Annotated in this window: 23 protein-coding genes; 13 read left to right on the forward strand and 10 right to left on the reverse strand. The window is 62.8% G+C overall.

Annotation, left to right across the window (positions count from 1 at the left end):
• Positions 1-2: 2 nt before the first annotated feature.
• Positions 3-860, reverse strand: a complete 858-nt coding sequence (gene rsmI / locus ACGYLQ_RS14435; protein ID WP_394432047.1) for a 16S rRNA (cytidine(1402)-2'-O)-methyltransferase — start codon at positions 858-860, stop codon at positions 3-5.
• Positions 861-947: 87 nt separating this feature from the next.
• Between rsmI and ACGYLQ_RS14440 the strand changes: the two genes are divergently transcribed.
• The 4 genes from ACGYLQ_RS14440 (at position 948) to murJ (ending at position 7239) form a co-directional block, all read left to right on the forward strand.
• Positions 948-2129 (forward strand): penicillin-binding protein activator, encoded by a 1182-nt coding sequence (locus ACGYLQ_RS14440; protein WP_394443555.1) that lies wholly within the window; start codon positions 948-950, stop codon positions 2127-2129.
• A gap of 1 nt (position 2130) precedes the next feature.
• Positions 2131-4911 carry a [protein-PII] uridylyltransferase gene (locus tag ACGYLQ_RS14445; RefSeq protein WP_394443556.1) on the forward strand — a complete coding sequence of 927 codons (2781 nt, stop codon included), beginning with the start codon at positions 2131-2133 and terminating at the stop codon, positions 4909-4911.
• 125 nt (positions 4912-5036) lie between these two features.
• Positions 5037-5588 carry a CHAP domain-containing protein gene (locus ACGYLQ_RS14450; RefSeq protein ID WP_394443557.1) on the forward strand — a complete coding sequence of 184 codons (552 nt, stop codon included), beginning with the start codon at positions 5037-5039 and terminating at the stop codon, positions 5586-5588.
• A gap of 109 nt (positions 5589-5697) precedes the next feature.
• Entirely contained in the window at positions 5698-7239 is a 1542-nt protein-coding gene (gene murJ / locus ACGYLQ_RS14455) for a murein biosynthesis integral membrane protein MurJ (protein ID WP_394443558.1), read from the forward strand.
• Here murJ and ACGYLQ_RS14460 read toward each other — a convergent pair.
• A complete protein-coding gene (locus ACGYLQ_RS14460; RefSeq protein WP_394443559.1) occupies positions 7236-7922 on the reverse strand; it encodes a rhomboid family intramembrane serine protease in 687 nt (228 codons plus the stop codon). The genes murJ and ACGYLQ_RS14460 overlap by 4 nt on opposite strands.
• 75 nt (positions 7923-7997) lie before the next feature.
• On the opposite strand from ACGYLQ_RS14460, the gene trpS reads away from it, so the two are divergent.
• The 4 genes from trpS (at position 7998) to ACGYLQ_RS14480 (ending at position 11637) form a co-directional block, all read left to right on the forward strand.
• A complete protein-coding gene (trpS, locus tag ACGYLQ_RS14465) occupies positions 7998-9014 on the forward strand; it encodes a tryptophan--tRNA ligase (RefSeq protein WP_209217007.1) in 1017 nt (338 codons plus the stop codon).
• 209 nt (positions 9015-9223) lie between these two features.
• On the forward strand, positions 9224-10330 hold the full coding sequence (locus ACGYLQ_RS14470) for a class II histone deacetylase (RefSeq protein WP_394443560.1): 1107 nt from the start codon (positions 9224-9226) through the stop codon (positions 10328-10330).
• A gap of 9 nt (positions 10331-10339) precedes the next feature.
• Positions 10340-10912, forward strand: a complete 573-nt coding sequence (locus ACGYLQ_RS14475; RefSeq protein WP_394443561.1) for a nitroreductase family protein — start codon at positions 10340-10342, stop codon at positions 10910-10912.
• The gene (locus ACGYLQ_RS14480; protein ID WP_394443562.1) at positions 10903-11637 is read left to right on the forward strand and encodes an EI24 domain-containing protein; all 735 of its coding nucleotides are present in this window, start codon (positions 10903-10905) and stop codon (positions 11635-11637) included. The genes ACGYLQ_RS14475 and ACGYLQ_RS14480 overlap by 10 nt, the downstream gene beginning before the upstream one ends.
• Here ACGYLQ_RS14480 and ACGYLQ_RS14485 read toward each other — a convergent pair.
• Positions 11570-11863 (reverse strand): DUF1467 family protein, encoded by a 294-nt coding sequence (locus tag ACGYLQ_RS14485; protein WP_394443563.1) that lies wholly within the window; start codon positions 11861-11863, stop codon positions 11570-11572. The genes ACGYLQ_RS14480 and ACGYLQ_RS14485 overlap by 68 nt on opposite strands.
• Positions 11864-11865: 2 nt before the next feature.
• Positions 11866-12270, reverse strand: a complete 405-nt coding sequence (mce, locus tag ACGYLQ_RS14490; RefSeq protein WP_067261515.1) for a methylmalonyl-CoA epimerase — start codon at positions 12268-12270, stop codon at positions 11866-11868.
• A 126-nt stretch (positions 12271-12396) separates the two neighbouring features.
• Between mce and ACGYLQ_RS14495 the strand changes: the two genes are divergently transcribed.
• Positions 12397-13116: a response regulator gene (locus ACGYLQ_RS14495; RefSeq protein ID WP_394443581.1), complete on the forward strand. Its 720-nt coding sequence runs from the start codon at positions 12397-12399 to the stop codon at positions 13114-13116.
• A gap of 9 nt (positions 13117-13125) precedes the next feature.
• On the opposite strand, the gene ACGYLQ_RS14500 is transcribed toward ACGYLQ_RS14495, so the two are convergent.
• Positions 13126-13848, reverse strand: coding sequence for a GNAT family N-acetyltransferase (locus ACGYLQ_RS14500; protein ID WP_394443564.1), 723 nt, complete (start codon positions 13846-13848; stop codon positions 13126-13128).
• 95 nt (positions 13849-13943) lie between these two features.
• Here ACGYLQ_RS14500 and ACGYLQ_RS14505 point away from each other — a divergent pair, with 95 nt between their 5' ends.
• From ACGYLQ_RS14505 to ACGYLQ_RS14520, 4 genes are all read left to right on the forward strand, one after another.
• Positions 13944-14168 carry a hypothetical protein gene (locus tag ACGYLQ_RS14505; protein WP_394443565.1) on the forward strand — a complete coding sequence of 75 codons (225 nt, stop codon included), beginning with the start codon at positions 13944-13946 and terminating at the stop codon, positions 14166-14168.
• A 58-nt stretch (positions 14169-14226) separates the two neighbouring features.
• Positions 14227-14703 (forward strand): hemerythrin domain-containing protein, encoded by a 477-nt coding sequence (locus ACGYLQ_RS14510; RefSeq protein WP_394443566.1) that lies wholly within the window; start codon positions 14227-14229, stop codon positions 14701-14703.
• Positions 14704-14815: 112 nt separating this feature from the next.
• A complete protein-coding gene (locus ACGYLQ_RS14515; RefSeq protein ID WP_067261508.1) occupies positions 14816-15448 on the forward strand; it encodes an MT-A70 family methyltransferase in 633 nt (210 codons plus the stop codon).
• Positions 15432-16163 carry a BglII/BstYI family type II restriction endonuclease gene (locus ACGYLQ_RS14520; protein WP_394443567.1) on the forward strand — a complete coding sequence of 244 codons (732 nt, stop codon included), beginning with the start codon at positions 15432-15434 and terminating at the stop codon, positions 16161-16163. Before ACGYLQ_RS14515 ends, ACGYLQ_RS14520 begins: the two co-directional genes overlap by 17 nt.
• A 29-nt stretch (positions 16164-16192) precedes the next feature.
• Here ACGYLQ_RS14520 and aspS read toward each other — a convergent pair whose 3' ends face one another.
• The 5 genes from aspS to urtB form a co-directional block, all read right to left on the reverse strand.
• Entirely contained in the window at positions 16193-17968 is a 1776-nt protein-coding gene (gene aspS / locus ACGYLQ_RS14525) for an aspartate--tRNA ligase (protein ID WP_394443568.1), read from the reverse strand.
• Between the two features lie 158 nt (positions 17969-18126).
• Complete coding sequence (gene urtE, locus ACGYLQ_RS14530; protein WP_271692372.1) at positions 18127-18822, reverse strand: urea ABC transporter ATP-binding subunit UrtE; 696 nt, start codon at positions 18820-18822, stop codon at positions 18127-18129.
• Positions 18809-19564: an urea ABC transporter ATP-binding protein UrtD gene (urtD, locus tag ACGYLQ_RS14535; RefSeq protein ID WP_394443569.1), complete on the reverse strand. Its 756-nt coding sequence runs from the start codon at positions 19562-19564 to the stop codon at positions 18809-18811. Before urtD ends, urtE begins: the two co-directional genes overlap by 14 nt.
• A complete protein-coding gene (gene urtC / locus ACGYLQ_RS14540) occupies positions 19561-20742 on the reverse strand; it encodes an urea ABC transporter permease subunit UrtC (protein ID WP_394443570.1) in 1182 nt (393 codons plus the stop codon). The genes urtD and urtC overlap by 4 nt, the downstream gene beginning before the upstream one ends.
• A gap of 3 nt (positions 20743-20745) precedes the next feature.
• Positions 20746-22674, reverse strand: coding sequence for an urea ABC transporter permease subunit UrtB (gene urtB / locus ACGYLQ_RS14545; protein WP_394443571.1), 1929 nt, complete (start codon positions 22672-22674; stop codon positions 20746-20748).
• Positions 22675-22679 lie beyond the last annotated feature (5 nt).

Below are 22679 nucleotides of genomic sequence, written 5' to 3' on the forward strand. Positions count from 1 at the left end.
TTCTAACCTTTGCCGAGCGCCAATGCCGCTTGATAGACCTGCCGCCGCGGCAGGCCATGGGCCTGCGCCACCAAATCGACAGCGTCACGCATCGACATTTCTGTAAGCGCCCGTTGCAAATCTGTTTCTAGGTCAAGGTGATTAACAGAGTCTGAACGGCTACGATCAATCAGCACCACCACTTCGCCTTTTGGCGCCTTCGCTTGATAAAGCTCGGCGAGGTTTTCTAGGGTACCCCGCTGAATCTCTTCGAATTTCTTGGTCAACTCCCGGCACATTGCCGCTTTGCGACCCGCGCCCAGTGCGGTTGCCGCATCGCGCAGCATGGCGCCGAGCCGTTTGGGCGATTCGTAAAATACCAGAGTCCCCGGCACATCGCGCAGCTTTTCCAGCGCCGCGATCCGGGCCGATTTACTATTAGGCAGGAAGCCCGCAAAGAAAAATGCATCCGTCGGCAGGGCGCCCAGTGCCAGCGCGGTCAACACGGCCGATGGTCCCGGCGCGCAGGTCTGCATCACGCCCGCTTCGGCTGCGGCGCGGCTTAATTCAAACCCCGGATCGGCGATCAGCGGCATGCCCGCCTCTGACGCATAGGCGACTGATTTGCCCTCGCGGATGGCCGCGATCAGCCGCTCTTGCACCGATGTGCCGCTGTGATCGTGCAGCGCCAGCACCTTGCGTCCATCAAGCGGCACCCCATGAATTTCCATCAGCCGCCGCAGGCTGCGCGTGTCCTCTGCCGCCAGCAGATCCGCCGAGGCCAGCGTGTCAAGCGCGCGCAGGGTGATATCGCGTGCGGTGCCGATGGGGACGCCCACGAAATAAAGTCCCGGGGCTAGCTCTGTCTTGTCAAATTTCAACGCTGGACCCGCCTTTCGCAGTCACTATGATCGCGGCCATGTTCCGGCGACCATCGTCGTCTTGCCACCACCGGGGAGTGAATACAAATGATTGCCTGTTTCCGCGCCATCCGCAAGAAGATGCACCTGCTCTTGCTGCCGCTCTTCGCGGTCCTGCTGGCGGCCTGTCAGCCTGTCGCCACGGGCGGCGCCAATTCCGGCGGCCCGCGCATCGACCCTGCGGCCCCCGTCCCCGTGGCGCTCTTGGTTCCGCGGGGCGGCACGGCCAGTGATGAGTTGCTGGCCAAGAACCTCGAAAACGCCGCGCGCCTTGCGATGCGCGATCTGGATGGCGTCCAGATCGACCTGCGCGTTTATGGCACCGCAGGCAATGCCAGCACAGCCGCATCCGTCGCTGCGCAGGCGGTGAATGAAGGGGCCAAGATCATCCTCGGCCCGGTTTACGGCGAAGCGGCCAATGCGGCTGGGGTGGCCGTGGCCTCCTCAGGGGTCAACGTGATCTCCTTCTCGAACAACCCGACCATCGCGGGCGGCAATGTTTTCGTGCTCGGGCCGACCTTTGCCAATACCGCCAACCGGTTGGTGAGCTTTGCAAAGCCCAACGGCAAGGACAAAATGGTCGTGCTGCATGGTCAGGACCTTGCCGGACAGCTGGGCCGTGACGCGATCGTTCAAGCGATCAGCGCCAATGGCGCGACGCTGGCAGGCACCGTCGATTACGCGCTGAGCCAAGAGTCGGTCGTGGCCGCCGTGCCGCGGGTCAAAGCAACCGTCGAAGGCAGCGGCGCCAATGCGCTCTTCCTCACCACCTCCTCGGCCAGTGCTCTGCCGCTCTTCGCGCAGCTTCTGCCCGAGGCCGGCATCCAATCGGCGACCACACAATATGTCGGCCTGACCCGTTGGGACATCCCCGCCCAAACGCTGGAACTGCCCGGCGTTCAGGGCGGCTGGTTTGCCCTGCCCGACAGGGCGGCGAGCGGTGCCTTCTCGAACCGTTACACCGCGGCCTATGGCAGTGATCCGCACCCTCTGGCCGGGCTGGCCTTTGACGGAATCGCGGCGATCGGCTCCTTGGTGAAGGGCGGCAAATCCAACGCGCTTTCCGGGGCCGCGCTGACCCAAGGGGCGGGTTTCCAAGGCGCCAGCGGCATCTTCCGCCTGCGCCGCGATGGCACCAACGAACGCGCCTTGGCCGTGGCCACGATCCGCGACAACCGCGTCGTCGTGCTCGACCCGGCACCGCGCGGCTTTGGCGGGGCTGGTTTCTGAATTGGACCTCGCGAAACCGACAACAACATCAGGCGCGCGTCGACACCCGCGCCTGATTTGCGCGCCCGAACAAATCTTTGACGATACCGCCATCTGGCAGGCCCTTTCCCAGCGCGACAGCACGCTGGAGGGCGCAGCCCTCAGAGCCGAGATCGTCCCCCTGATCCAAGAAGCTCAGCAGGCGGGCCGCAAGGCCATCGCGGCAGGCTTTGCTGAATCGCCCTTCGATGCGCGTGCGATGACCTCTTCCTACACCTATCTCACCGACCAACTGCTGCGCTGCGTCTTGCAGATTGCCACGCAGGTGCTGCACCCCAACCCGAACCCGACCGAGGGTGAACGGCTCGCCATGATTGGCGTCGGCGGCTATGGCCGGGGAGAGATGGCGCCCTTCTCCGATGTCGATCTGCTGTTCCTCATTCCCTACAAGGCCACCGCATGGTCGGAGAGCGTGATCGAATCGATGCTCTACATCCTGTGGGATTTGAAGCTGAAGGTCGGCCACGCCACCCGCACCATCGAAGACTGCCTGCGGCTGGGAGCGGATGATTTCACCATTCAGACCGCCCTGCTGGAAAACCGTTTCATCGACGGCGATGTGACCCTTGCGCAAGAGCTTTCCGAACGGCTCAAGAACGAACTTTTCTCAGGCGCGGGAAAGGATTTCATCGAAGCGAAACTGGAAGAGCGCGACAACCGCCACCTGAAACAGGGTGAGCGCTATATGGTCGAGCCCAACGTCAAGGAAGGCAAAGGCGGGCTGCGCGATCTGCATTCGCTGTTCTGGATCGCCAAGTTCATCCATGACGTGGACCGGGTCGCGGATCTGGTCGATCTGGGCGTTTTCCGCGCCGATGAATACGACACCTTCCGCGAGGCCGAGGCCTTTCTCTGGGCCGTGCGCGGGCACCTCCACCTGATTGCCGGGCGCGCGACGGAACAGCTGACCTTCGACATGCAGGTGCAGGTCGCCCAAGCGATGGGCTATCAGGACATCGGCGGCCGGCGCGGCGTCGAGATCTTCATGCAAGCCTATTTCCGCCATGCCACCGCGGTGGGGGATCTGACGCGCATCTTCGTCAGCGGGCTCGAAGCGTCGCATATGAAGGCCGAGCCGCTGCTGGAACGCATCTTCCGCCGCCGCCCGAAAATCCGCGAGGGGTTTCAGGTGGTCCACAACCGCATCGCGGTGAAAGACGACGAAGAGTTTCTGCAAGACAAGCTGAACCTGTTGCGCATCTTCGAAGAGGCACTGCGCACGGGCATGTTGATCCACCCCGATGCGATGCGCCTAATCAAGGCCAACCTCGCGCTGATCGACGACGACATGCGCCGCACGCCCGAGGCCCGGCGCATCTTTCTCGACCTGTTGCTGAAGCATGGCAATCCCGAACGCTCCCTGCGGCGGATGAACGAATTAGGCGTCTTGGGCGCCTTCATCCCTGAGTTCGAGCCAATCGTCGCAATGATGCAGTTCAACATGTATCATTCCTACACGGTGGACGAACACACCATCCAATGTATCGCCAACCTCGCCCGGATCGAAAAGGGCGAGCTGGAAGAGGAACTGCCCGTTGCCTCCTCGATCCTGAAACGTGGGGTGAACCGCAAGGTGCTCTATGTGGCGCTGCTGCTGCATGACATCGGCAAGGGGCGGCCCGAGGACCATTCCATCATCGGCGCGAAACTGGCGCGGCGCATTGGCCCGCGGCTGGGGCTGAAACGCGATGAGGTCGATACGGTGGAATGGCTGGTGCGCTATCACCTGCTGATGTCCGACATGGCGCAGAAACGCGACATCGCCGATCCGCGCACAGTGCGCGATTTTGCCAAGGCGGTACAGACGGTCAAACGGCTCGACCTGCTTTGCGTGCTGACGGTCTGCGACATTCGTGGCGTCGGGCCGAACACATGGAACAATTGGAAAGCGGTGCTGATCCGCGCGCTCTATCGCCAGACCGAGCGGGCGCTGGAAACCGGGCTCGAAGACCTCAACCGCGAAAACCGGGGCGCGGAGGCCAAGAAAGCCCTGCGCGCCGCGCTCTCCGATTGGCCGCGCAAACGTCTCCAGCGTGAGACGGCCCGCCATTATCCGCCCTATTGGCAGGGTTTGCATGTCACCGCCCATGTCGCCTTTGCGGAACTGCTGCGCGACATCGGCAATGACGATATCCGCATTGACCTGCACCCCGACGAAGACCGCGGCGCAACACGGGCCTGTTTCGTCATGGCCGATCACCCCGGCATCTTTGCCCGGCTCGCCGGGGCGCTGGCGCTGGTCGGTGCCAATGTGGTGGATGCGCGCAGCTACACCACGAAGGATGGTTTCGTAACCGACGCTTTCTGGATTCAAGACAGCGAAGATCAACCCTATGAGGCCAGCCGCCTGCCGCGGCTGCGCGAGATGATCCTCAAGACCCTGCGCGGCGAGATCGTTGCCCGCGACGCGCTGAAATCCCGCGACAAGGTCAAGAAACGCGAACGCGCCTTCAAGGTGCCCACGCATATCACCTTCGACAACGAAGGTTCGGAAATCTACACGATCATTGAGGTCGACACCCGCGACCGGCCCGGTCTGCTCTATGATCTGACGCGCACCTTGGCAGCCTCCAACGTCTATATCGCCAATGCGGTGATCGCGACCTATGGCGAACAGGTGGTCGATACTTTCTACGTCAAGGATATGTTCGGCCTGAAATACTACACCGAGGCCAAGCAGCGCACCTTGGAAAAACGCCTGCGCGAAGCGATTGCCGCAGGGGTCGAGCGGGCGGAGGGCTAGCCCCCCCGCCTCCGCCTCATCGGCGGGTTTTCGCCACCCGCTCTTTGGTCGCTTTGCTTTGCGCATCAGATCCTCAAAATCCCTGCAACCCGCCGCTGAGGCGGGATTCCATGAATGAGGGACATATGAGCGTGACACGCGCCGCACTGCCGAACCGGGGCCTGATGGTTCTCTGCGCCACACTTCTTTTGACGGCAGCCTGCGCCAAAGCGCCTGACATCCCGCAGACCTATGATTTCGGCGGCATCGATCCCCAGCGTCATTTCATGGCCGTGCAGACCGCCAAAGACATGCGCGCCAAGGGCCAGCGCGTTTGGTGCGCGCCCTTCGCCCGCAATGTCAGCGGCATCCAGATTCGCGGCAATGCGGAGACATGGTGGGGCAAGGCCAAGGGGCTTTACCCGCGCGGCGATGATCCCGTCGTCGGTGCCGTGATGGCCTTCAGCGCCACCCGCTCCATGCCGATGGGCCATATCGCCGTGGTCTCAGACATCGTCTCACCGCGCGAAATCCGGGTGGATCACGCCAATTGGAAGCGCAACGAAGTGTCGCTGAAAATGGCCGTGATTGACGTGTCCGACGACAACGACTGGTCCGCCGTGCGCTTGGAAAGCCAGCCGGGCGCCTTTGGCAGCACCTATCCGATCAATGGGTTCATCTACCCCACGGGGGGATAAGCGCCGCCTTGCCACGGCGGGTGGCGGGGCATTTCCTGCCGCTCACCGCGATTGCACCGGGTGAACGCCCGCGCTAGGGATCACCGCAGCGCAATTTAAGGCTCCTCCGATGAAACCTATCCGTCTTATGTCCGGCTTTTTCACTGTCGGGGTCTGGACCCTGCTGAGCCGCGTGCTCGGCTTCCTGCGCGAAGTGCTGCTGCTGTCACTCATCGGTCCCGGTCCGGTCATGGACGCTTTCGTCGCCGCCTTCCGCCTGCCCAATATGTTCCGCCGCTTCTTTGCCGAAGGCGCGTTCAACGCGGCATTCGTGCCGATGTTCGCCAAAAAGCTGGAGGGCGAGGAAGGCGCCGGGACATTCGCCCGCGATGCGTTTAACGGCTTGTCGCTGGTGGTGCTGACGCTGACCGCTTTGGGCATGATCTTCATGCCCGGTCTGGTCTGGCTGACAGCCGAAGGTTTCGTCGGTGACCCGCGCTTCGACATGACGGTCGCCTTTGGCCGCATCGCCTTTCCCTATATCCTCTGCATGTCACTGTCTGCGCTGTTCTCAGGCATCCTTAACGCCACTGGGCGCTTTGCCGTGGCCGCCGCAGCACCGGTGCTGCTGAACATCTTCGTCATCGCCGCCATGACATTCGCCGCGCTTACCGGGGGCGAAGTGGCGCTTTGGCTGATCTGGTCGATCCCCGTCGCCGGTGTGGCACAGCTGGCGCTGACATGGCGCGCCGCGGCCCAAGCGGGTTTCCCGCTGCGCCCCTCCCGCCCGCGCTGGACCCCCGACATGCGCGCGATGATCGTCATTGCCCTGCCCGCCGCGCTGGCCTCGGGCGTGATGCAGATCAACCTCGTGGTCGGGCAATTGGTGGCCAGCCAATATGACAAGGCCGTCTCATGGCTCTTCGCCGCCGACCGCCTCTATCAACTGCCCTTGGGCGTGGTGGGCATCGCCGTGGGCATCGTGCTGCTGCCCGACCTGTCGCGCCGCCTGCGGGCCGGAGACGACGCAGGCGCGCAAACCGCGCTGAGCCGCGCCGCCGAGATTTCGCTGGCACTGACGATCCCCTCTTCGGTCGCGCTGATCGTGATCCCCTTCGCGCTGGTCACCGTGCTGTTCGAGCGCGGCGCCTCGGGCGTCGATGACACCGCCGCGATTGCCACGGCGGTGATGGTTTACGGCCTCGGCCTGCCCTCCTTCGTGCTGCAAAAGATCCTGCAACCGGTCTATTTCGCGCGCGAAGACACCCGCCGCCCCTTCCATTTCGCCGTCGTCGCCATGGTGGTGAACGCAGCCCTCGCCATCGGCCTTGCCCCCTTCATCGGCTGGATCGCCCCGGCGGTCGCCACGACGCTGGCAGGCTGGACGATGTTTGCCTGCCTCGCCATCGGCGCACGGCGCTTTGGCGACGCCGTCAAGTTCGACGCGCGGTTCCACAAACGCATCTGGCGCATCCTCATCGCCTCCGCCGCCATGGGCGGCGCGCTCTGGCTCGGCAATGCGGCACTGCAACCGATGCTGGGCCTGCCATGGTGGCGCGGGCTCGCGCTGGTGCTGCTGCTTATCATCGCGGCACTCAGCTACTTCGGTGTCGGCCAGCTGATCGGCGCATTCCGCCTGTCCGAGTTCAAATCGGCAATGCGGCGCGGTTAACGCTGCTGCAACCGCGCCCGCAGTCGCGCCCATTCCCCGGGCGCGACCAGAAAGCTCAGCCCGAAACCACAGATGAACCCCGCCAGTTCCGCCACCCAGAGAAAGCCAGTCTCGAGAAACATACCCCAGAACAGCTGGAGCCCCATCAGCAGCGCGATCAGCGTAAAGGCCTGATACTGCGGCCCGCCCGAGCCCAGCAACCGCCGCCACATCACGAAACTATAGCCACCGATCAATCCGTAAACATTGGGATAGGCCCCGGCGAGCCAGACCGGATCGTTCAATAGCGCCCCATAAACCAGCGCCCCGCCGATCCCCGACAGCACGAAGATCGCCAAAAACGCCAATTGCCCCATCGCCTCGGCCACCATCTTGCCCAAGGCCAAAAGCAGCACCACGGCAAAGATCGCATGGGTAAAGCCCAGATGGATGAAGGGGTAAGTCACCACCCGCCAGATATGTTCGATCGGGTACTGGCCTGCGCCAATCATCGCGTCAAAAATCAGCCCCGAAAAGCCAAAGTCGCGCACCAGCGCCAGCCGCCAGCCCACGGCCGCGGGGCCACCCACCAGCCCGGCCTCGGCCAGAGAGAGCACCACCTCGACCCCGGCGATGGCCAGAAACAGAATGACAACCGCGGGCGGCAGCGGGTTCACGGGGGGCTGGAGGTCTGGGTCTTGCATGGGCGCTCCTTGACGGGGTTCGCGGCCAGAAGTAAGCCTGCCGCGCAAGACTTTCCAGCCCAGAGGTGCCTCCCGATGTCCGAGACCCAATTCACCCCGCGCGTGTTTTCCGGCATTCAGCCCTCTGGCGACCTGCATCTGGGCAACTACCTCGGCGCGCTGAAACGGTTCGCCGATGCGCAGGAAAAGGGCGTGCAATCGATCTACTGCATGGTGGACCTGCACGCGATCACAGTCTGGCAAGACCCGGCGGACCTGAAGAAAAGCACCCGCGAGCTCTGCGCCGGTTTCATCGCCTCGGGCATCGACCCTGAAAAATCCATCCTGATCAACCAAAGCCAAGTGCCTGAGCACGCGCAGCTGGCTTGGGTCTTCAACTGCGTCGCGCGCATGGGCTGGATGGGCCGCATGACCCAGTGGAAGGACAAGGCCGGCAAAAACGCCGAAGCCGCCTCGCTGGGCCTCTTCGCCTACCCCGCGCTGATGGCCGCCGACATCCTGATCTACCACGCCACCCATGTGCCGGTGGGCGAGGACCAGAAACAGCACTTAGAGCTGACCCGCGACATCGCCGCGAAGTTTAACCACGACTACGGCGTCGACTTCTTCCCGCTCACCGAACCGGTGATCGAAGGCGCGGCCACCCGCGTCATGTCCCTGCGCGACGGGTCCAAGAAGATGTCGAAGTCCGACCCCTCGCCCGCGAGCCGCATCAACCTGACCGACGATGCCGACACGATCGCCAAAAAGTTCCGCAAGGCGAAAACCGACCCCGACGCCCTCCCGTCCGAGGCCGAGGGCTTGAAGGACCGCCCCGAGGCGCGCAACCTCGTAAACATCTACGCCGCCCTCAGCGACCAATCCGTCGATCAGGTGCTGGCGGAAGTCGGCGGCCAGCAATTCGGTACCTTCAAACCTGCGCTGGCGGAGCTGGCCGTCTCCAGAATGGGCCCGATCACCGCCGAAATGCAGCGCCTGATGGCCGACCCGGCCGAGATCGACCGCATCCTCGCCCGCGGTGCGGAACAAGCGCGCGAGATCACCGCCCCGATCCTCAAACGCACCTATGAGATCGTCGGCATGGTCGGCTAACCACCAAAACCCCTAGCGCCCCCACAGGCGCTAGCCCCCCCCCCAGCCCTACGCTTTCCACCCAAAGCGCCCCCTTCCCCCCTTCATCCTTTCTCAAATACCAAATCCCGCCCCCACCTCACGCGCCACCGCCCGCGTGAGCCCCCCGCGCCATGGACAATCCCGCCGCCCTGCGCCACCTTCCCCGCAAGGATGAAGGGGAGCACAAGATGACCACAGGTTTTTTCTGGGACGAACGCTGCTTTTGGCACGCAGGGGGCAACTACGTCTTTACCATGCCGGTGGGCGGGCTGGTGCAGCCCCTCGCCGCCGGGGGCCTGCCGGAAAACCCCGAGACCAAGCGCCGGATGAAGAACCTGATGGAGGTGACCGGGCTCTTCGCCGAACTCGACACCCGCAGTGCTGCCCCCGCCAGCCGGGAGGCCTTGGCGCGGGTGCATCCCGAAACCTATCTTGATGACTTCAAACGCCTCTCGGATGCGGGGGGTGGAGAGCTGGGCCATGCGGTGCCCTTTGCCCGTGGCGGCTATGAACTGGCCGCGCTCTCTGCCGGGCTGTCCATCGCCGCCGTCGATGCCGTGGCGCGGGGCGAACTTCAAAATGCCTATGCCCTCAGCCGCCCGCCGGGGCACCACTGCCTGCCGGACCTGCCCAACGGTTTCTGCCTTCTCGCCAATATCGCCATCGCCATCGAAGCCGCGCAGGCCAAGGGGCTGGCAAAGCGAGTCGTCGTGCTGGATTGGGACGTGCATCACGGCAATGGGACCGAGGCGATTTATTATGACCGCGATGACGTGCTGACCATCTCGCTCCACCAAGAGGGGAATTACCCCATCGACACCGGCGGCCTGAAGGATCGCGGGCGCGGGGCGGGCGAAGGCTATAACATCAACCTGCCGATGCACGCAGGCTCGGGCCATACCGCCTACCTCCATGCGATGGACCGCGTTGTGATCCCGGCGATCGAGGCTTTCGCCCCCGACATGATCATCGTCGCCTGCGGCTATGACGCGGCGATCATCGACCCGCTGGCGCGGATGCAGGCCACCGCCGAAACCTTTGCCGAGATGACCAAACGCATCCGCAGCACCGCCGAGCGGCTTTGCGATGGCAAGCTGGTGCTGGTGCATGAAGGCGGCTATTCCGAGGCCTATGTCCCCTTCTGCGGCCATGCCACGATCGCCGCACTGAGCGGCAGCGAGATTGACGCGCCGGACCCGATGGTGCGGTCGCTGAATGCACGCCAACCCTCGCCCGCCTTTGATGCCTTCCTCCGCCAGTCGATTGACGATATGGCGCAGCAACTGGACCTGTAAGAGACCCCGATGCCCGTAGCTGATCCTTCCGCCCTCGCCTTTTTGCAAAACCGCCGCTCGCGCCCGGCCAAGACACTGGGCCTGCCGGTGCCCGATGCCGAGGCCCTGCGCCCGCTTCTGACCGCCGCCGCGCGCACGCCGGATCATGGCAAGTTGGAGCCCTGGCGTTTCGTGGTCATCGACCGTGCCGCGATGGCGCGTTTAGCCGAGGTGGTAGAGACACGCGGCGCGGCGCTTGGCCTTGGGGCCGAAGAGATCGCCAAGGGGCGTGGCCAGTTCGATCAGGGCAACCTTGCCGTGGCGGTGATCGAGGTGCAAAAACCCTCTCCCAAAATTCCGCCGCTGGAGCAGACCTATTCCGCCGGGGCGGTTTGCCTCGCGCTTCTGAATGCCGCCCTCGCCGCAGGCTGGGGCGCCAATTGGCTGAGCGGTTGGCCCGCCCATGACCGGGGCTTTATAGAAGAGGGTTTGGCCCTCGCCCCGCATGAGCGCATCGCGGGCATCATTCACATCGGCACCGAAACCGCCGCCCCGCCAGAGCGTCCGCGCCCGGACATCGACGGGATCACCACATGGCTGTAGGCGCGATCCTCAGGTCATTCACCCGCGCGCTTGGCCAATTGGGCGATGCGCGCTTTCGCAAGGTGGTGCTCTTGGGCGTGGGCCTGTCGCTGGCGCTGCTGATCGCGGCCACGGCAGGCTTTGCCTATCTGGTGGATTGGGTCACCCCCGAAGACGCTTGGCTGCCCGTGCTGGGCGAGGTCAACTGGCTCGACGATCTGCTGAGCTGGAGCGCGCTGATCCTGCTCATGGTGCTCTCGGTCTTTTTGATGGTGCCCGTGGCCTCGGCGATCACCTCGATGTTTCTCGATGAGGTGGCCGATGCGGTGGAAGAGGTGCACTACCCCCATCTGCCCCCCGCGAACCAAGTCAGCATGGGCGATGCCATCCGCGACACGGTCAATTTCATGGGCGTGCTGGTGGGGGCGAACTTGTTGGCGCTGGTGCTCTACCTGCTCTTCGCCCCAGCGGCGCTGTTTATCTTCTGGGGGCTGAACGGGTTTCTGCTGGGGCGGGAGTATTTCACCCTCGCCGCGCTGCGCCGCCACGGGCGGGACGAGACCAAGCGCCTGCGTCGCCGCCATGCGGGCACGATCTGGATGGCCGGGGTGCTGATGGCGGTGCCGCTTTCGGTACCGCTGCTGAACCTGCTGATCCCGATCCTAGGCGCGGCGACCTTTACCCACCTATACCATGCGTTGGTGCCGCATTCGGATGCAGCCAGCCTTCGATATCCGCCACGCTGATCCAGCCCGACAGGATGATCGTCGCGCTAATCGCCCAGATGATCGCGGCAACCAGCGTGGTCCAGAGCGCCTTGCGGCCCAGATGATGCTGCTCGGGCGCGCCCGCGTGGGTGCCCGGCACCACCTCGCCCGCGTCACCTTGGGTTTGCACCCGGATCGGCAGGGCGATCAGGAATGTCATCGACCAGATGACGGCAAAGAGGACGAGCCCCGAAACGATCCCCATGATCAGACCTCCTCAAGCTCGACGAGCGCGCCGTTGAAATCCTTGGGATGCAGGAACAATACCGGCTTGCCATGCGCCCCGATCTTCGGCTCGCCTGAGCCCAAGACCCGCGCGCCGGTGGATTTCAGATGGTCCCGCGCGGCGAGGATGTCCTCGACCTCATAGCAGATGTGGTGGATGCCGCCCGCCGGGTTCTTTTCCAGAAAGCCGTTGATTGGGCTGTCTTCGCCCAAGGGGTGCAGCAATTCGATCTTGGTATTCGGCAGTTCGATGAAGATCACGGTCACCCCGTGGTCCGGTTCGGCCTGCGGCGCACCAACCTTGGCCCCAAGCGCGTGGCGATACTGATCCGCCGCCGCTTCGAGATCCGGCACCGCGATGGCCACATGGTTAAGACGTCCGATCATCCTGAATGCTCCTCGTGATTTGCCAGCTTTATGCCCGCCGCCCCGGTAAACAACAATGCGTCACGTTAACGCGTCATTAGCCAACGCGGCGTAACGATGGCGCTGCAGTTGTTGTTGGAGGCGATGATGGACGATACCGACCCCTTTGAAAGACCGACCCTCACCCCCACGGCGGAGCGGCCTCTGCTAGGCCTTACCGTTCTGGTGGTGGAAGACAGCCGTTTCGCCTGTGAGGCGATGCGCCTGCTCTGCCTGCGCTCGGGCGCGCGGATCAGACGGGCGGACTGCCTGCGCTCGGCCCGGCGGCATTTGCAGGTTTACCGCCCCAGCGTGGCGCTGGTCGACCTTGGCCTGCCCGATGGCAGCGGGTTGGACCTGATTGCCGAACTGATGCAAAGCACACCCCGGGTCGAGGCGATCATCGCCATTTCCGGCGACAGCCATATGGAGCCTGACGCCCGCGCGGCGGGGGTGGATGGGTTCCTGTCCAAGCCGATCACCTCGCTGTCCTCCTTTCAGCAAGCCATCCTCGCCGCGCTGTCCGACGACCGCCGCCCCCGGGGGCCGCGCATCCTGCCGGATGAGGATGTCACCCCCGACCGGATCGGTTTCCAAGATGACATTGCCCATATCGCCGACGTGCTGGGGGACGCGCCCGACAATCAAACGCTGGATTACGTCGCGCAATTCCTGTGCGGGGTGGCCCGTTCGGCCAATGACCAACGTTTGGAAGAAGCCGCCCGCGCCTTGGCCCATAAACGCGCCCTCGGCCAACCCGCGGGGCCTGAGACCACAGCCATCACCGGGATGATCCAGCACCGCCTTGCTGAAAAGCTGGCGATCTAGCCTGACGGGTTAAAGCGTCGGATCCCCGGCCACCCGGACAAGGCGGGTCAGATCGCCAAGCCGCTCTTTCTGCTGCCCCTGCCCGTCGAAATTGCCGGGGGCAAGCCAAACCTCGAACGCCTCTTTCAGCGCGGGCCATTCCGTGTCGATCGCGGCGAACCAAGCCGTGTCACGGTTGCGCCCTTTGACGATGGTCGCCTGCCGAAAGACGCCCTCATAACTCAGCCCCAGACGCTGCGCCGCGCGGCGCGACGGACGGTTGAGCGCGTCGCACTTCCACTCGAACCTGCGATAGCCCGCCTCGAAGGCCCATTGCATCATCAGAAATATCGCCTCGGTCGCCGCCGGGGTGCGCTGAAGCGCGGGGCTGAAATTGATATGGCCCACTTCGATGCTGCCCGCCTCGGGCTTGATCCGCAGGAAGCTCGCCACGCCGAGCCATTGATCCCGCGCGCGGTCCTTTACGGCCATGAAATAGGGATCGGCCTTTCCCGCATTGTCGCGCACCCAACGGTGGTACTGCGCCGCCGATGAGAATGGCCCGTAGGGCAGATAATCCCAAACGTGATCCTCCCCCAGATAGGCGGGATAGAGCAGTGCCGCGTGTTTCTCGGCCGACAGCGGCTCCAACACTACATGACGGCCGGTGAGCACCTCACCCCCCGGGCGCGGCGGCTCGGACCAATTCTCGACAAGGGGCCCAACGGGGCGCGGATCAGATTTACTGTTCATGGAAAAGTTATGCACCGGCGTTTTCGAGCCGCCAAGCTGAATAAACTTGAAATAATCGCATCAGACCCCAGTCTTGGCCTCCAAGCTACACATTGATGCCACAATCAGCCTTCAGCATCGTCGCAACCGCAAAGGCCCGGGAGGGTGAGATGAGCCAGCACGCCAAAGACAGCGCGACAGCCGCAAAGCCGGTCGACTGGATCGTTGTGGGCGCGAATGCGCTTGGGCTGGTGGTCGTCGCCTTGGCCGCATTTCACGCGCAAACCGGCGGGCTGTTTCAAGAGGTTGCCAGCCAAGCGGCGCAGGACACGGTCTTCTAAGGCGGGAACCTGCCGGTGACTGCGGCGTTGGCCACAGGTAACACCAAAGGATTTCCCCATGCCCTCCATCTATGACGCGATCAAAGAAGATCATGATGAACACCGCGCCTTGCTGAACACCATTGCCGACACCGAAGGCGACAGCGCCGAGCGCCGCAAAGCTTGGGATCGCTTTTACCATGACGTGAAATCCCACGCCGCGGCCGAGGAAGAGACCTTTTATTCCACGCTGATGTCGGAGACATGGGGCCAAGATCACGCCCGCCATTCGGTGCATGAGCACCAGCAGCTTGACGACATCATGGAGGAATTACGCGAAACCGATATGTCCTCTTCGGCTTGGCTGACTCGTTTCAAGCAACTCAAGCATGATTACGAGCATCACATGGATGAGGAAGAAGACGAGCTTTTCACCCGCGCGAAAAAGGTTATCGGCGAGGAACAGAACGATGCCTTCGGCGACAAGTTCCTGAAGCGTAAGGAAAAGGAAGTCAAACTCATCGAGGAAAAGCGCGAAGACAGCCTTGAGGATTGACCCAAGCCGCTCTTCCCTGCTAAATATGTTCCCTTAACGTTCTTGTGGATATCCAGCCCCGCCGGGCAGGTTGCGGTTGCAAGAAAGCCCGAGGGAACGCAATATATTGGATATGAGCGATAATCCATCACAAGACCTACGCGACTTTCTGGGCAAAGACCGGTTTGGATGCGTCATGGCAGACCCGCCGTGGCGCTTTACCAACCGCACCGGAAAGGTCGCGCCCGAGCATAAGCGCTTGGCCCGTTATCCCACGATGACGGTTGAGGATATCTGCGCCCTGCCCGTGGCCGATCACCTCGAAGACCGCGCGCATTGCTACATGTGGGTGCCAAATGCGCTGCTGCCCGAAGGGTTGCAGGTGCTCAAGGCTTGGGGGTTTGAGTATAAATCCAACATCATCTGGCACAAAATCCGCAAGGATGGCGGCAGTGATGGGCGCGGCGTGGGTTTTTACTTCCGCAATGTGACCGAGATTTTGCTGTTCGGCGTGCGTGGCAAGAACGTGCGCACGCTCGACGCCGGGCGGCGGCAGGTGAACATGCTGCAAACCCGCAAGCGCGAACATTCGCGCAAGCCGGATGAGCAATATGACCTGATCGAAAGCTGCTCTTGGGGCCCCTACCTCGAACTCTTCGGGCGTGGCGTGCGCGAGGGTTGGACCGTTTGGGGCAATCAGGCCGAGGCGGATTACAAGCCTGATTGGAAGACCTACAGCTACAATTCCAGTGTCGCGGCTGAGTAATCTGGCGCGGCGCATCGACGACGCGGTTTTCGACGACGAAAGGCTTGTCGAAGACCTGCTGCCCGTCGATCTGCGCGACCGCTATTCCGTCACCAGCTACCGCAGCGCCGCCGCCGTGCTGCAACAGCGCGCGCCCGAGGAATTGGCCGCGATCATCCGGGTGCTGCGCCAATTCACCATCAGCCGCAATGAAATCCGCGCGCCGGGGGGCAACCGCATGTCGGCCACCACCCGTTTCGCGCAATATGCGGCAGCCGAGAATTTCCACGAAGAGGTGCGCATCAAGGCCGACCTGCTGGTGCAACTCACCGCAGGCAAGGGCGACAGCGCCCCCGAGGTTGACCGCATCATCCGCGAAGACTTCATCCACAATCATATGGTCGATTTCTGGCGGGGCCGGGTGGCATTCGACTATGAGTGGAACAGCAAGGACCAGACCTACGACCGCGACCTATACGCCTTTCGCAGCTTCTTCGAAGCGGGGGTGATCGACGTGGGCGTCATCGTGACGCGCGAACTGTCGAACGATTTTTTCAAATCGCTCGGCAATTGCTTGGACAAATTCGGCAATGAGACCGACAAGACCGTCAGCGCGAAATTCGGGGCCAGCACCACCGGCACCCACAAGCTGATCAGCCGCATCGCCGCCGGGCGCAGCGGCGGCTGCCCGGTTCTGGTGCTGGGCATCCTACCGGGCAATATCACCCCCGACTGAGCCGGGGGCGAGACTTCATTCAGACAGGATCACTCCTGCGGGATGACCCGCAGCCCCAGTTCCATCAGCTGATCGCTGCTCGGCTCGGAGGGGGCGTTCATCATCAGGTCTTCGGCGCGTTGGTTCATCGGGAAGAGGATGACTTCGCGGATGTTCTGCTCTTCGGCCAGCAGCATGACGATACGGTCGATGCCCGCGGCACAGCCACCGTGCGGCGGGGCGCCGTATTGGAAGGCGTTGACCATGCCGCCGAAACGCTTGCGCACCTCGTCTTCGCCGTAGCCCGCGATCTCAAAGGCTTTGAACATGATCTCGGGCTTGTGGTTCCGGATCGCGCCCGAAACCAGCTCATAGCCGTTGCAGGCGAGGTCATATTGATAGCCCAGCACCTTGAGCGGATCGCCCTCCAGCGCTTCCATCCCGCCTTGGGGCATGGAGAAGGGGTTGTGCTCGAAGTCGATCTTGCCAGTCTCTTCGTCGCGCTCGTAGATTGGGAAATCCACGATCCATGCAAAGGCGAAACGCTCCTTGTCGGTGAGGTTCAACTCCTCGCCGATGACGTTACGCGCACGGCCTGCGACGGCCTCAAAGCTCTTCGGCTTGCCGCCGAGGAAGAAGGCCGCATCGCCGACGCCCAGACCCAATTGCTGGCGGATCGCCTCGGTACGCTCAGGCCCGATGTTCTTGGCCAGCGGGCCTGCCGCCTCCATTCCGTTGCCCTGATCGCGCCAGAAGATATAGCCCATGCCGGGCAGACCTTCCTTCTGCGCGAAGGCGTTCATGCGGTCGCAGAACTTGCGGCTGCCGCCTGTGGGCGCGGGAATGGCGCGGATCTCGGTGCCTTCCTGCTCAAGCAGTTTGGCGAAGATCGCGAAGCCGGAATCGCGGAAATGCTCGCTCACCACCTGCATCTTGATCGGGTTGCGCAGGTCGGGCTTGTCCGAGCCATACCACAGCGCGGCATCCTTGTAGGAAATCTGCTCCCAAGTCTCGTCGACCTTCTTGCCGCCGCCGAACTCTTCGAAGATGCCCGCGATCACCGGCTGGATCGTGTCGAAGACGTCCTGCTGCGTGACAAAGGACATCTCCATGTCGAGCTGGTAGAAATCGGTGGGCGAGCGGTCGGCGCGCGGGTCCTCGTCGCGGAAGCAGGGCGCGATCTGGAAGTATTTGTCAAAGCCCGAGACCATGAGCAGCTGTTTGAACTGCTGCGGCGCCTGCGGCAGGGCGTAGAACTTGCCCGGATGCAGACGCGACGGCACGAGGAAGTCGCGCGCGCCCTCGGGGGAGGAGGCGGTGATGATCGGCGTCTGGAACTCGCGGAAGTTCTGATCCCACATGCGCTTGCGGATCGAGGCCACCACGTCAGAGCGCAGCGCCATGTTCTTTTGCATCTTCTCACGGCGCAGGTCGAGGTAGCGATAGCGCAGACGTGTCTCTTCGGGGTATTCCTGATCGCCGAAGACCTGAAGCGGCAGTTCCGCGGCAGAGCCCAAGATTTCGATGTCGCGCGCGTAGACTTCGATCTCGCCCGTGGGCAGCTTGGGGTTGATCAGGCTCTCGTCGCGCGCCTTGACGGTGCCGTCGATGCGAACACACCACTCCGCGCGGACCTTTTCCATCTCGGCGAAGGCCGGGCTGTCGGGGTCGCAGATCACCTGCGTGATGCCATAATGGTCGCGCAGGTCCAGAAACAGCACACCGCCGTGGTCCCGCACCCGGTGCACCCAGCCGGACAGGCGCACATTGTCACCCTTGTTCTCAAGGCTCAGATCGGCACAGGTATGGCTGCGATAGGCGTGCATGATGGTCCCTTCCTAGGGCTATTTCAGGTTTCGCGCAGGTACACCGTTTGACGGTCGGGAAGTCAAGACTTTGCTGCCACGCGCCCCCACAATAATAGGAGGTTTCCGCGCCTAACCCCCCATCCGGAGTCCTGCGCGATCCCGTTTTGAGGGGTCAGCTAGAGCGCAAGCGCATCCAGAAGCTGCTCTCGTTTCGCTTCTGCCTTTGGGATCGATTGGGTGATCTGACCGCGCTGCATGACGTGGAAATGATCCGCGTTGTTATAGGCAAAATCGAAGTTCTGCTCGACCAGCACGATGGCCAACTCCCCCCGATCGCGCAGAAGCCGGATGGTGCGGCCAATCATCTGGATAATATTGGGCTGAATCCCCTCGGTGGGTTCATCCAACAGCAGCACGCTGGGCCGCGCGATGAGTGCGCGGGCAATGGAAAGCTGCTGTTGTTGCCCGCCCGAAAGGTCGCCCCCGCGCCGGGTCTTCATCTCAGCGAGGACGGGGAAGAGATCGAAAATATCATCCGGGATCCTGCGCTCGGACTTGGGCAGGCAGGCAAAGCCCGTCTCAAGGTTCTCTTGCACGGTCATCAGTGGAAAAATCTCACGCCCCTGCGGCACATATCCGACGCCCGCCTTGGCCGAGAGTGCCGCACGCCCCGGTTGCAATTCCACGCCATTAAGCCTGATCGCCCCGTCTGAGAAAGGATGCCGCCCGGCGATGGCTTTCAGCAGGCTCGTCTTGCCGACCCCATTCGTGCCGGTCACGCAGGTCACCTGCCCTACGGGCGCGTTCAAGGTGATGTCATGGAGGATCTGGGATTGCCCGTATTTCAGGCTCAGGTTCTCAATCTCCAGCATCGGTGCGCCCCAAATAAACGTCAATAACGGTTTGATTGTTGGTGACATGATCCAGTGACCCTTCGGCCAGCACCGATCCTTCGTGCAGCACGGTCACCTTGCAGTTCAGCCGCCGCACGAACTCCATATCATGTTCCACCACGATAACGGCGCGGGTCTCGGCCGCTTTTTTCAGGATGTCGGTGGTGTGCTCGCGCTCATGCGCGGTCATGCCTGCGGCGGGCTCATCCACCAGCAGCAGGCGCGGCGATTGCGCAAGCAGCATCCCGATCTCCAGCCATTGTTTCTGCCCGTGGCTCAATTCTCCGGCAGGGCGGGAGAGATGTGCGGTCAGGTTGATCTCATCGGCGATCTGTTCAAGCCGCGCCGCCCCCTCCGCACTCTTGCGATAAAACAGGACCGAGAAGGTGCCCCGCGGGTTCTTGAGCGCCATGGCAAGGTTTTCGCGCACGCTTTGCGCCTCAAAAACCGTCGGCTTTTGAAACTTGCGCCCGATCCCCAGCATCGCAATCTGGCTTTCCGACATGCCGATGAGCGAGCGGCTGTCTTCGCCGAAACGAATATAGCCCTCATCCGGCTTCGTCTTGCCGGTGATGATATCCATGAAGGTGGTTTTGCCCGCCCCATTGGGGCCGATGACGGCCCGCAACTCCGGCTCCCCGATCTGGAGGCTGAGGTTCTTGATCGCCTGAAACCCGTCAAAGGATTTCGAAATTCCGGACATTTCTAAAAGAGAAGTCATGACTTGCGCACCAGTTTGTCAAAGAGGCCGCCGATGCCCTTAGGCGCAAACAGCGTGATAAGTACAAAGCTCAGGCCAAGCAGCACCAGCCACCAGTCGACCCAATGGATCGTATAGACCCCCAGATCGATGCTTGGCGCGCCGCCCCCCGTGAACCAACTGGACAGGAGCGAGACCACCGCCGCCCCGATGATCGCCCCGTAAAGCCGCCCTCGCCCGCCGATGGCGACCCAGACCGCGAGATAGATTGAGGCGATGGGCGCGATCTCAGCCGGGTTGATGATGCCCGCCTGCGGATAATAGAGCGCGCCCGCGATGCCTGCGACGATGGCAGTGATGGTAAAGACGAAGAGCTTATAGCTCTCCACATGATAGCCAAGGAAGCGGACGCGCGATTCATCGTCGCGGATGGCTTGGATGATATTGCCCAGCTTGCTGTCGGTGATCCAAGCGAAGAACAGATAGCCCAATGCAAGCGCCAAGGCAGAGGCGAGAAAGAAGACGATTGAGACCACGTCTTGCCCGCTGTCGGCGAAACCGGGGATGTTTTGTAGGCCCGACAGGCCATTGTTGCCCCGCAGCCCGCTGTCGTTCTGGAAGAGGTAAAGCGCCAGCGCCAGCGTCATGGCTTGGGTTAGGATCGACAGATAGACCCCATTGACGCGGCTGCGGAAGGCAAGCCAGCCAAAGACCAGCGCCAGCGCGCCGGGGATCAGCACGACGAAGGCCAATTGAATCCACAGGCTGTCCGCAAAGGCCCAGATCAGCGGAAAGTCGGATGAGCCGACAACCCCGAAAATCTGGTTTCCGATGGCGTCCGATATCTCCTGCGGGGTGGGCGGGATTGTCTGACCGGCAAGACTGTCGGCCACGATGATCTCAGTGCGCGCATACATGAGCCACATCCCGATGGCGTAGCCCCCGATCCCGAAAAAGGCGAAATGCCCAAGGCTGAGGATGCCGCAATATCCCCAGACCACATCCATCGCGATGGCCACAAGGCACAGGCAAAGGGTTTTGCCCAGCGTCTTGACGAAAGAGGTCGAGACAAGCCCGGTGCCGACCGCTTCGGACATCACCGTGACAAGGGCCGTGAACAGGCCCAGCGCGGCGAGGAAGTAGAGAACCGAAGGATTGCGCCCGATGAAGGAACTGCGTTGGCTGTGCGTCTGGGTCATGGCTCAATCCGCCGCTGCCCGGCCTTTGGGGGCGACAATGCCCTTGGGCCGGAATTGAATGAACAGGATGATGAAAAGGATCATATAGGTCTGGGCCGCCAGCGTATTAGAGGGGTTCAACCACTCGATCCCCTTCTGCAGGAAGCCGATCAGCCCCGCGCCCGCCAGCGTGCCGAAGACCGATCCGACACCGCCCACCACGACGGTCATGAAGCTTTGCACGATGTAATTCGTGCCCATCTCAGAGGTGACCTGCGCATAAAGCCCGATGCCGACGCCCGCGACCCCGGCGATGCCGGAGCCCAGTCCGAAGGTCATCATGTTGATGCGATCCGGGTTGATCCCCATCGAGGCCGCCATGCCGGGGTTCTGCGTCACCGCGCGCACCTCCAAGCCAAGGCGCGTGCGCTTGAGGATATACAGCAGCAAGAACAGAAAGATTAGCGCCAGCACAAAAATGGCGATGCGGATGAAACTGATCTGAACCACATCCGAGATCACCAGCGCCCCGCGCAGCCATTCGGGCGATGTCAGCGGGCGGGCCTGCGTGCCAAAGATGTTCTTGGCGATCTGCTGCAGAGCGATCGAGATGCCGAAGGTCGCCAAAAGAGTCTCAAGCGGGCGATGGTAGAGATGGCGGATCACCAGCCGCTCCATCGCGACGCCCGCGCCAAAGGTGACGGCAAAGGCCAGCGGCAGCGCGATCAGCAGCGACACCGTGTAATCGGGAACGATGAGCTGCACCACATAGCCCGTATAGGCGCCCATCATGATAAACTCGCCATGGGCCATGTTGATGACCCCCATCTGCCCAAAGGTGATCGCAAGCCCAATCGCGGCGAGGAAATAGATCGAAGCCAGCGAAAGACCGTCGAGCGTCAAATCCAACGTCTGCGCCCAGCCGACACGGGTTTCGACCGCGTCGAGCGTGGCGCGGGCCGCGTCGGTGATCGCGGCGTCATCCTCTGCGTAGCGTTCATAAAAAACGGCGTTCTGCAAAGCGGTGTCGATATCATCCTGCGTCACCAGAGGCGGCACGCTGCCTGCCTCGGCAAGCGCGCGATAGGCATCCAAACGCCGCGCCGGGTCATCCAATTGCGCCAGAGGAACGCCGCCCACCCGGCCATCGACGATATTGGCTTCCAGGGCCGCCCGTATCTCGCCTTGTGACACGATCGCAGGGGCGAGGCCCGCCTCGACCAGCGTCTCATAGCTTGCCGAGGGTGCTGCCGTGGGATCAAGAATGCGGGCGATGTTCCCCTCGGGCCGCTGTTCGGCCACGCCGGTCTTGGCCGAGAGGATCTGGCTCAGCACCGCCCGCGCTTCGAGTGAGGTATCGGAGGACAGGCTTTCAATCGCGCGAATGCGCGCATCAGCCGCCTGCCCAAAGCGCGCGGTCAGGAAATTGGCCAATTGCTCCTTGCGGGCGCGCAGGGCGGGGTCATCCTCCCCGTCGAGGGAGGCCACGAGCGGGCCAAGCTGGCTGGCATCGCTGCGACGCGCGATGCTTTCAAGCGCGGCGCGGCGGCGCGCAGGATCGGGATCGGACAGTTGAAACTGCACCAAGGCCGTGCCAATGACCCGCCGCACGCCGCCATTGGGGCGCAATTGGCTGAACCCATCCGAGGGCGCGGTGGCCTCTTCGCCCGTATCTATGTCGCGCAGCGCGAGTGTATCATCCGCCTCGGCCCCAAAGTAGAACAGGCCCGAGGCATCTTCTTGCCAAACGTTCCGCTCGGCCCATTGCTCCAGAAAGACTGGCACCTGCGGCAGGCCCGAGGCCACCAGATCGTCCAATAGGACACCGACCGATTTTCGCGAGGGTTTGACCACCTCTGCTTCGTGGGTCTGCAAAAGGGACTGGAGGTCCTGAGCGGATGCAAAACCGACAGAGGCCAGCAAGCACATCAGGCTGAGCAGCATTCGAACCATGAGGT

It is taken from the genome of Sulfitobacter sp. 1A12779, from assembly GCF_043557315.1.
GTDB lineage: Bacteria > Pseudomonadota > Alphaproteobacteria > Rhodobacterales > Rhodobacteraceae > Sulfitobacter > Sulfitobacter faviae.

What these genes read in the sequence shown, in the direction of transcription:
- trpS (WP_209217007.1), top strand. Translation starts at nt 7,998, where the DNA reads ATGTCCGAGACCCAATTCACCCCGCGCGTGTTTTCCGGCATTCAGCCC.
- ACGYLQ_RS14480 (WP_394443562.1), top strand. Translation starts at nt 10,903, where the DNA reads ATGGCTGTAGGCGCGATCCTCAGGTCATTCACCCGCGCGCTTGGCCAA.
- ACGYLQ_RS14515 (WP_067261508.1), top strand. Translation starts at nt 14,816, where the DNA reads ATGAGCGATAATCCATCACAAGACCTACGCGACTTTCTGGGCAAAGAC.
- ACGYLQ_RS14460 (WP_394443559.1), bottom strand. Translation starts at nt 7,922, where the DNA reads ATGCAAGACCCAGACCTCCAGCCCCCCGTGAACCCGCTGCCGCCCGCG.
- ACGYLQ_RS14440 (WP_394443555.1), top strand. Translation starts at nt 948, where the DNA reads ATGATTGCCTGTTTCCGCGCCATCCGCAAGAAGATGCACCTGCTCTTG.
- mce (WP_067261515.1), bottom strand. Translation starts at nt 12,270, where the DNA reads ATGATCGGACGTCTTAACCATGTGGCCATCGCGGTGCCGGATCTCGAA.
- ACGYLQ_RS14510 (WP_394443566.1), top strand. Translation starts at nt 14,227, where the DNA reads ATGCCCTCCATCTATGACGCGATCAAAGAAGATCATGATGAACACCGC.
- ACGYLQ_RS14470 (WP_394443560.1), top strand. Translation starts at nt 9,224, where the DNA reads ATGACCACAGGTTTTTTCTGGGACGAACGCTGCTTTTGGCACGCAGGG.
- ACGYLQ_RS14450 (WP_394443557.1), top strand. Translation starts at nt 5,037, where the DNA reads ATGAGCGTGACACGCGCCGCACTGCCGAACCGGGGCCTGATGGTTCTC.
- aspS (WP_394443568.1), bottom strand. Translation starts at nt 17,968, where the DNA reads ATGCACGCCTATCGCAGCCATACCTGTGCCGATCTGAGCCTTGAGAAC.
- ACGYLQ_RS14485 (WP_394443563.1), bottom strand. Translation starts at nt 11,863, where the DNA reads ATGGGGATCGTTTCGGGGCTCGTCCTCTTTGCCGTCATCTGGTCGATG.
- murJ (WP_394443558.1), top strand. Translation starts at nt 5,698, where the DNA reads ATGAAACCTATCCGTCTTATGTCCGGCTTTTTCACTGTCGGGGTCTGG.
- urtD (WP_394443569.1), bottom strand. Translation starts at nt 19,564, where the DNA reads ATGACTTCTCTTTTAGAAATGTCCGGAATTTCGAAATCCTTTGACGGG.
- urtB (WP_394443571.1), bottom strand. Translation starts at nt 22,674, where the DNA reads ATGGTTCGAATGCTGCTCAGCCTGATGTGCTTGCTGGCCTCTGTCGGT.
- ACGYLQ_RS14475 (WP_394443561.1), top strand. Translation starts at nt 10,340, where the DNA reads ATGCCCGTAGCTGATCCTTCCGCCCTCGCCTTTTTGCAAAACCGCCGC.
- ACGYLQ_RS14495 (WP_394443581.1), top strand. Translation starts at nt 12,397, where the DNA reads ATGGACGATACCGACCCCTTTGAAAGACCGACCCTCACCCCCACGGCG.
- ACGYLQ_RS14500 (WP_394443564.1), bottom strand. Translation starts at nt 13,848, where the DNA reads ATGAACAGTAAATCTGATCCGCGCCCCGTTGGGCCCCTTGTCGAGAAT.
- ACGYLQ_RS14505 (WP_394443565.1), top strand. Translation starts at nt 13,944, where the DNA reads ATGCCACAATCAGCCTTCAGCATCGTCGCAACCGCAAAGGCCCGGGAG.
- urtC (WP_394443570.1), bottom strand. Translation starts at nt 20,742, where the DNA reads ATGACCCAGACGCACAGCCAACGCAGTTCCTTCATCGGGCGCAATCCT.
- urtE (WP_271692372.1), bottom strand. Translation starts at nt 18,822, where the DNA reads ATGCTGGAGATTGAGAACCTGAGCCTGAAATACGGGCAATCCCAGATC.